Source organism: Helicobacter equorum, from assembly GCF_900198655.1.
In the GTDB taxonomy this organism is placed as follows: domain Bacteria; phylum Campylobacterota; class Campylobacteria; order Campylobacterales; family Helicobacteraceae; genus Helicobacter_F; species Helicobacter_F equorum.
The window spans coordinates 1-8,306 of record NZ_FZPO01000022.1; the positions used below are offsets into that span (position 1 = coordinate 1).

Sequence of the window (8,306 nt, forward strand, 5' to 3'; positions counted from 1 at the left end):
GCGATCATGTATTGATGAGTGGGGGAAGTGGGCTTGTCCATACTGCGCCAGGACATGGGGAAGATGACTACTATGCCTGTCTCAAATACGACATAGAAGTGCTAATGCCCGTCGATGATGGTGGTTGTTATGATGAAACCCTAAAACTCAAAGCTCTTTTGCGTGATGATGTGGTAAATACATTCATCGGACAACATGTCTTTAAGGCAAATGAAGGTATTTTGAAACTTTTGGGCAAAAACCTTTTGCATTGCTCTACATTCACGCACTCCTATCCATTTTGTTGGCGCACACACAAACCCATCATCTATCGCGCTACAAAGCAATGGTTTATCCTCATGGATAAACCCTTTGCCACAGAATCTAAAACATTACGCGAAGTAGCACTTGATGAACTTAAAAAGGTGCGATTCTACCCCGAGCATGGACGCAATAGAATCACTTCTATGATACAAAACCGCCCAGATTGGTGTATCTCAAGACAAAGAGATTGGGGTGTGCCTATCGCATTTTTTAAAGACAAACGCACAGATTCTGTCGTGCTAGATCCACAGGTGCTAGATTTTCTCGCACAAATCTTTGATCGCGAGGGTTGTGATGCGTGGTGGAGTAAAGACATAGAGGAACTTTTACCTCCAAGCCACAAAGATCAAAGTGTGCATTATGAAAAGATTTATCATATTCTTGATGTATGGTTTGATAGTGGTAGCACTTGGAAAGCAGTCTTAGAATCTAAAGCATATAATGCTGGAGAATATCCTGCGGATATGTATTTGGAAGGTAGCGATCAACACAGAGGATGGTTTCAAAGCTCGCTACTCCTAAGCTGTGCGATACACCAAAGAGCGCCGTATAAGCATATTCTTACACACGGATTTACTATGGATGAACGCGGCGAAAAAATGAGTAAATCCAAAGGCAATGTAATCGCACCACAAGAGATTCTTAAAAGTTATGGTAGCGATATTTTACGCCTATGGGTAGCCCTTAGCGACTACCAAAACGATCAACGAATCTCCCAAAATATTCTCAAACAAGTCAGCGAACAATACAAAAAAATCCGTAATACTATACGCTTTTTACTCGCAAACACGCAGGATTTACAAGCTATCACGCCATTATCTTCAGACATCGATCGCTACATCGTTTCTCTAGCTAATGAAGAACTAGAACACGCCTTAGAACTTTTTTTGCAATATGACTTCACCAAAGGTTTTGGCGTTGTTATGAATTTTGTCAGCACCCACCTTAGTGGTGTGTATATGGATTTGTGCAAAGATAGTCTATATTGCGATAGTGCAGATTCTACACGACGCCAATCTATCCAAAGTGCAATGGCTTTTATCCTCAAAAAATTACTCTTTGTCATCGCACCAACACTCACTTACACCGCATATGAGGCATTTGGATATGCTAATACCCATATTAAAGACCAGGCATTAGATATTTTTGATCTTTATAATCCTACGCTTAAAAATGTGGCAGGTATGCAATCTAATAAAATAGATTTTACGCGATTAATGAAAATTCGTGAAAAATTTGGGGAAATCCTTGATGAACTCAAAAAAGACAAGATCATCAAGTCTTCCTTAGAGCTTCATCTTATCAGCACCAATGCTTGTGAATTTAGTGAAATTGATCGATGGCTTATTGTAAGTAGCTGGGGCAAAAGCGATGAGGATTTTGTGATCCTAAAACGCTTTGTGGTTGATATAGATGACACACAAGAGCATTTTGCCATAGCAAAAGCCAAAGCGCATAAATGTCCGCGTTGTTGGCAATTTGTGGCAACTAGTGCAGAGGACATATGTGCTCGCTGTCAAGAAGCCATAGAAAAACAAAAAACCACACACAAAGCATAGTTATGGGAGAAGTATTTAATCTCGCCCAACCCTTTGGGTATTTTGAGGCATTTAGCACGATTATTGTTGTGTGTGGCATAGCCTTTGTAAGCTTTTTAGTATTGCGATATTTTAGACCCAAAAAATAGCAATGCACGAACTCGCAGATATATTTGAACCTATCACGCCTTGGGCTATGCCACTGATCGTAGTAGGTATATGTGCTATGGTGGTGTGCATAATCTGTGCGTATGTGATTTTACACAAAAGACAAAACCCTATCATACAACATCTAAAATCCCTTGATACACAAGATTCTAAAAAATTTGCCAAAGAATTTAGCGCACTTGTTGCCAAAGCCAAGACAAAACAGATTCTCAATCAACACGCACTTACCAAAATCCAAGAATTCCTCCCAAACCTCAACGCTTATAAATTTTCCAAAAACCCTCCCCCTCTGGATTCAGTGCTCCTTACCCAATACCAACACATTTGTGAGAATCTATGAGCTTTGCCTATCCATTCTTTTGGCTTATTTTTGCTCTGTTTATCCTTGTGTGGTGGTGGCTAAAAAACACACGCACACGAATTTTTGTGCCTCATCTCCCACTTATCCAAAATCAACACATATATTCTTGGCTGACATTTTTGCAATTTGCCGGGATTGCATGCATTGTGGGTGCGCTCTCTAAGCCATTGCTAGAAACAAAACACATCCTTATACCCACCACACAAAGCCAAATTGCCCTTGTGTTAGACACAAGCTTTTCTATGGAAGCAGTGGACTTTAGCCACACTGGCGAAAATCGATTAGAAGTGCTTAAGCGTCTTAGCAAAGATTTTATCGACAACAATCCATATGATAGCATACTCATTGTGGCATTTGGGGAGCATACAATAATCCTCAATGCCTTAACCCAAGATCGCGAATTCCTACACCATATTATTGATAGCCTAACACTTGGATTAGCTGGTGGCAAAACAGCCATTAATGACGCACTGGTACGCACAATCTATACCCTTATACAACTTGATGACACACAAGACTTTCAAAGCTCTGCAGATACAACGCTTAGTAACGATATAAAACGAAGTATTATTTTACTCACCGATGGCTTTGATACGCATTCAAAGATGAGCACTGCACAAGCAATAGATCTTGCCATTAAAACGGGTGTGAGAATCTATCCTGTCAATATCAGTGATGGAGGCGATAGCCAAAGTCTTGAATTCATCGCCAAAGCAAGTGGTGGCAAAGCCTTTAGCGCTCTGAATGAAAATGATCTTGCAACAATCTATCAGCAAATCGGTGAAATCACACCACACACGATTCTAAAGCCCTATGGCTATGATATTAGTATGTTTGTGCTTGGACTTGGAATCTTGCTTCTTGGAATCTGGTGGGTGCGATATCATGGATTGCATATAAAAAGGCGCTAAATGCAGCATATCCTTATCTATGGTAGCCTAAGCCTGTGCTTACTTGCGATTTTTGCCTTAAACTATATCTATCAAAAAAAATGTTTCACTCCACTAAGTATGAGTATAGGTGCATTTGTATGCTTTGGCTATGGACTAGTGCAAATGCTAATTTTTGAGCCTATAATGCCTTATGAAAACCCCAAAATAGTCTTTGTACTTGATGTTTCTAAATCTATGCAGGCAAAAGATATTTTCCCCTCACGCTTAGCAATGGCTACAAAAAAACTTCAGATTCTGCTAAAAACATATAAACCATGCTCAAGTATAATTATCTTTGCTCAAAATGCCTATCTTCTTTCGCCATTTAGCTGTGATTACCTCACACAAATACAACAACTCCAAAAGCTAAACACAAATAAGCTCCCTTGGTATGATAGAGTCTTTGAAAATGCACTAGATACAGGTGCAAGCAATGGGGATTTAGCACTAGAGAGTGCAAAGCTTTATGGCGATAAAATTATCGTGCTAAGTGATGGAGAGTTTATCCCTCGAGATTCGATGTTATGGGTATTTGCTACGCCACAAGGTAGCGTTATTGAAATAGATTCTGCACTGCTTTATGATGAAAACCACCAAATCGTACAAAGCACCCCGCTATCACAAGCTATCACTCAAGGGATTATGTTTTCATATAGCAACAAGGATATACAAAAAATCGCCTCTTTTCTAGGCAAGAATATTCATAATGCGCCACCTACCCTACACAAGCTAGATTCAGCACGCATAAGTCTTATATTGGGGCTTATATTGTTATTTATTAGTCTCTATGGGGCTACATTGAGACATCGCGTATATGTACATTACGCACAAGAATACAAATAGATTCAATATGATGCGTATAAGGGAATTGCTCAAAAAGTGCTAAAGCATATATGTGGTGTGTGCGTTTTAGTACTTGCAGGTCATCATAGAGAGTTTGTGGCGCACACGAGATATATACAACAACCCTAAATCGTGCAATAAATTCTAGTATAGCCTCATCACCAACACCACTTCTAGGTGGATCAATCAAAATAGCACCAAAATCAAAACTATCCAAATCCACATCTTTAAGCCGAAAAAAATCTCGTTGCCTACACAATGCAGCGATACTTTCTTGTGCATTAAGACGAGCAAGAGTGATATTAGCAATATTACGACTTTGGATTATCTCTTGAAGGGTATGGATAGAATCTTTGACAACTTCTGTGGCAAACACACGCCTAAAAATCTGGCTTAGAGGTATAGTAAAATTCCCACTCCCGCAATATAATTCCACAAGATCGGTTTGCATACTATTTGGCACAACCTGTGGCAATGTGGTAAGCAAAAAATAAAGCATTTTGGCATTAATAAAGGGGTTTGGTTGAGAAAAAAGACTCTCTTTTTTGCTCATACTGCATCGTGCAAGATTAATGCCATACTGCTCAAGTAAGCTTTTAGAATCTCTATCAAGATATATGCCAAAATTATCTATGATACACTCACTACCAAAGGAGATTTTTTGCCCCTTAGATCGCCCAATAATGTGGACTTGAAAATCCGTATATCTCTCCTGCATAATGTGTGTGAGGTGCTCTCTAAGCATGCTTATTTCTTCTTGCCACATATCATCTAAGCATTTGTGATAGATGAATGTCACAACACACGCTTTGTATGTGGAGAGAAAACTACAACCATAAAGCTTATGTCGCAATGTATGCGTGGCATTTAGCGGAGCAAAAATCTCACGAATATATTTTATGAGAATCTGTATAGGCTCCAACAATACGGGGCATTGTGTAATTTTGGTGCGCTCATTTTTGCCAAACGCATTAGTCGCAAAATAAAAGCCTTCATATGTGCAAAATCTAAAATCCGCCCTTGCCCTAAAACCCTGCTTTGGCGAAGTAAAAGCAATGGGTGCGCTAGATTTTCCACCAAGTATGCGCTCTGCAATTTCCATAGCATATGTGTTAAAATCATAATTTTCATACGATCTGCAACCACCGCAGATCCCAAAATGCGGACATACCAAACTACTTAAATCCTGCTACAAGATTCCCTGTGAGGAGATTAAACCCATCGACAAGCACAAAAACAAGAATCTTAAAAGGTAGTGAAATCATCACAGGGGGCAACATCATCATACCCATCGCCATAAGCACAGAGCTTATCACCATATCAATCACTAAAAATGGCAAATACAACAAAAACCCTATCCAAAATGCAGTCTTAAGCTCACTTATCATAAATGCCGGAATGGCAACAGTTAGCGGAACATCATCAATAGTTTGGGGATTATCAAGGTTGCGTATGCGGAAAAAGAGTGCGAGATCTTTTTGGCGAGTATTTACGATCATAAATTCTTTGAAAGGCTTTGTAGCACGCACAAAAGCCTCATCATAAGAAATTTGGTTATCAATATAGGGCTTAATACCATTATCATAACTTTTGGTTACCACAGGCTCCATAATAAAAAATGTCAGCACAAGTGAGAGAGAAACGAGAATCTGTGTTGGTGGAGATTGCTGAGTGCCAAGTGCGGTGCGTAAAAATGCAAAAACAATAAGAATACGCGTAAAACTTGTCATCACCAAAATAAGTGAAGGTGCAAGCACAAGGAGCGTGATAATGATGACGACATTTAGTGTGGTTACTAATTCTTTTGGCTCTGTTGGTGGAGTGAGGGAGAGATTAAGTTTTGGGATAATCTGCTCTGGAGGCATTTGCACATTTGGTGTAGAAATAATCTCTTGAGTTTGTTGCTCCGCGGAAGAAGTTGTATCCACCTGCGGGACAAGGTTTGGCACCAAAGGCTCTTTTGGTGTGTATGGATTTTGGACTTCTATCATATATGGGTGCTCTTCCTCTGCACCTAATAGCACAAAACACGCAGAAACAATACACAATACACACAAAAGCTTTTTCAAATCTATGCCTTAAATACTAAAACTTAGGCAGCGATTATAGGCTTTAGTGTGTTAAAATTCCATAAAATGATTTTACTCCCTGCCATAAGGATTTATATGAAAGATTATAATCTGCCTGTTTCTATTATAATTTTAGCTGCCGGTGCCGGCACACGCATGAAATCCGCTATTCCAAAAGTCTTGCACACTCTTTGTGGTAAAAGTATGCTTACACTCATCACACAACAGGCACTAGAATTAAGTGATGACATTCATATCGTACTTCATCACCAAGCCAAAAAAATCACACAAGTGTTGTATGAAGAATTTGGAGAATTATTAGATTCTACCTTACACCTACATACTCAAGATATAGAAAATTTTCCCGGTACAGGTGGGGCATTGCGCAACATACTCCCAAAATATAAGCGTGTGCTAGTACTTAATGGAGATATGCCACTTATACAAGCCCAAAGCCTTAGAATCCTATGTATGCACCAAGAAACAATCGTTATGAGTATGCTATGGCTACACAATCCCGATGGTTATGGGCGTGTCGTGCTAGATGAAACAACACACAATCCTAGTAACCTCACCACACACAAGGTCCTAAAAATTATCGAACAAAAAGACGCCGCTGACAAAGAGCTAGGGATTCAAAGCGTTAATGCTGGTGTATATGTCTTTAGCCAAGAAATTTTGGAACGCTATATCCCAAAACTTAGCAATGCCAATGCGCAAAAAGAATACTATCTCACCGATGTTATTTCCCTTGCACAAAATGATGGGATAGAAATATGTGGTGTCTTTGTTGATGCAAATGAATATATGGGTGTAAATAGCAAAATGCACCTTGCACAAGCTCAAGAAGTTTTGCTCACACGATTACGCCAACATGCTATGGCACAAGGGGTAAAAATGGATATGCCCCACACAATCTACATAGAATCTGATGTTGTTTTTAAAGGTGAATGCGTGCTAGAAAATGGTGTGCGTATCAGTGGAAAAAGCTTTGTGCAAGATTCACATATCAAAGCTCATAGTGTTATAGAATCTAGCGTCATTATCCAAAGCGATATAGGGCCTATGGCACATTTACGTCCAAATTCTCATATCACAGGCACACATATAGGAAACTTTGTCGAACTCAAATCTGCGAAACTAGAAGGTGTCAAAGCTGGACATTTAAGCTATCTTGGAGATTGTGAAATAGGTATGGGAAGCAACATAGGTGCTGGTGTTATTACATGCAATTATGATGGCAAAGCCAAGCACAAAACGCTTATTGGCGAAAATGTCTTTGTAGGAAGTGATTGCCAACTCATCGCTCCTGTGGAGATTCAATCCAATACACTCATCGCTGCAGGTAGCAGTATCACACACAATGTCCCAAGTGGTGCATTAGCCATAGCACGATCCAAGCAACACAATAAAGCTGGTTTTTTTGAAAGATTTTTTGGCAAAATCACACAATAATCACAAAGGAAATCTATGCAAATCATACTTAATGGAGAATCTTACGCTACAACGGCACAATCTATTGCTGAACTCATCAAAGAAGTAGGCGTAAAAGAAAAGATGATCGCCTTAGCACAAAACACAGCCGTGATACAAGCAAAAGATTGGGATAGCACACCACTATGTGAAAATGATGAAATAGAAATATTGCAATTTATGGGCGGAGGGTAAATGAGCAAAAGTTTAAAAAACACTCAAAAACTCGTGCTACAAGCCTTGCTTGTTTGTTCTCTGGTGCAAATTGCCTTGGCATATGATAGTTTCAAAATAGGCTGGAGCAATGCCAATCTAAGCGAACAAAAAGGAAACTATGGAAGTAAAAATATTTCTGGGATTTTCTTTGGACTTGAGCGTGGTTGGTTATATGATAATCTAGTAGTGGCTGCATATCTTGAAGGCAATGTGTGGCCACTTAGCACTCTTAGCGAGGGAGGATACTATAGTATAGGCACTGGTGGCAAAATAGGCTATAACTTTGCACATACATTGCCTTACATAGCTTTTGGAGCGGAGTATATGAGTTTGTATTATACAGATAAGAGTGATAACCAAAAAAATATCGGTGGATTAGTGGCACAAATAGGAGCAAATTTTA

Annotated in this window: 9 protein-coding genes and 1 pseudogene; 8 read left to right on the plus strand and 2 right to left on the minus strand. The window is 39.4% G+C overall.

Annotated features, from left to right (window positions below; translation table 11 throughout):
- The 5 genes from C6H22_RS04685 to C6H22_RS04700 form a co-directional block, all read left to right on the plus strand.
- A partial coding sequence (locus C6H22_RS04685; protein WP_104694181.1) for a class I tRNA ligase family protein occupies positions 1 to 1,862 on the plus strand: 1,862 nt, incomplete at its 5' end.
- Positions 1,863 to 1,864: 2 nt separating this feature from the next.
- Entirely contained in the window at positions 1,865 to 1,990 is a 126-nt protein-coding gene (locus C6H22_RS09005) for a hypothetical protein (protein ID WP_257874562.1), read from the plus strand.
- Positions 1,991 to 1,992: 2 nt separating this feature from the next.
- The gene (locus tag C6H22_RS04690; protein WP_104694182.1) at positions 1,993 to 2,349 is read left to right on the plus strand and encodes a hypothetical protein; all 357 of its coding nucleotides are present in this window, start codon (positions 1,993 to 1,995) and stop codon (positions 2,347 to 2,349) included.
- Complete coding sequence (locus C6H22_RS04695) at positions 2,346 to 3,281, plus strand: vWA domain-containing protein (RefSeq protein ID WP_104694183.1); 936 nt, start codon at positions 2,346 to 2,348, stop codon at positions 3,279 to 3,281. The genes C6H22_RS04690 and C6H22_RS04695 overlap by 4 nt, the downstream gene beginning before the upstream one ends.
- Positions 3,282 to 4,145 carry a VWA domain-containing protein gene (locus tag C6H22_RS04700; protein ID WP_104694184.1) on the plus strand — a complete coding sequence of 288 codons (864 nt, stop codon included), beginning with the start codon at positions 3,282 to 3,284 and terminating at the stop codon, positions 4,143 to 4,145.
- On the opposite strand, the gene C6H22_RS04705 is transcribed toward C6H22_RS04700, so the two are convergent.
- Both C6H22_RS04705 and fliP read right to left on the minus strand, forming a co-directional pair.
- On the minus strand, positions 4,096 to 5,319 hold the full coding sequence (locus C6H22_RS04705; protein ID WP_104694185.1) for a tRNA (uridine(54)-C5)-methyltransferase TrmA: 1,224 nt from the start codon (positions 5,317 to 5,319) through the stop codon (positions 4,096 to 4,098). The two genes, C6H22_RS04700 and C6H22_RS04705, sit on opposite strands and share 50 nt — an antisense overlap.
- Position 5,320: 1 nt before the next feature.
- A pseudogene (fliP, locus tag C6H22_RS04710) lies at positions 5,321 to 5,989 on the minus strand (flagellar type III secretion system pore protein FliP); the annotation flags it as partial.
- Between the two features lie 321 nt (positions 5,990 to 6,310).
- On the opposite strand from fliP, the gene glmU reads away from it, so the two are divergent.
- The 3 genes from glmU to C6H22_RS04725 form a co-directional block, all read left to right on the plus strand.
- Positions 6,311 to 7,669 carry a bifunctional UDP-N-acetylglucosamine diphosphorylase/glucosamine-1-phosphate N-acetyltransferase GlmU gene (gene glmU, locus C6H22_RS04715; protein WP_199769806.1) on the plus strand — a complete coding sequence of 453 codons (1,359 nt, stop codon included), beginning with the start codon at positions 6,311 to 6,313 and terminating at the stop codon, positions 7,667 to 7,669.
- 15 nt (positions 7,670 to 7,684) lie between these two features.
- Positions 7,685 to 7,882, plus strand: a complete 198-nt coding sequence (gene thiS, locus C6H22_RS04720; protein WP_104694186.1) for a sulfur carrier protein ThiS — start codon at positions 7,685 to 7,687, stop codon at positions 7,880 to 7,882.
- The coding region (locus C6H22_RS04725) for a hypothetical protein (protein ID WP_158654621.1) at positions 7,883 to 8,306 on the plus strand (424 nt) is incomplete at its 3' end.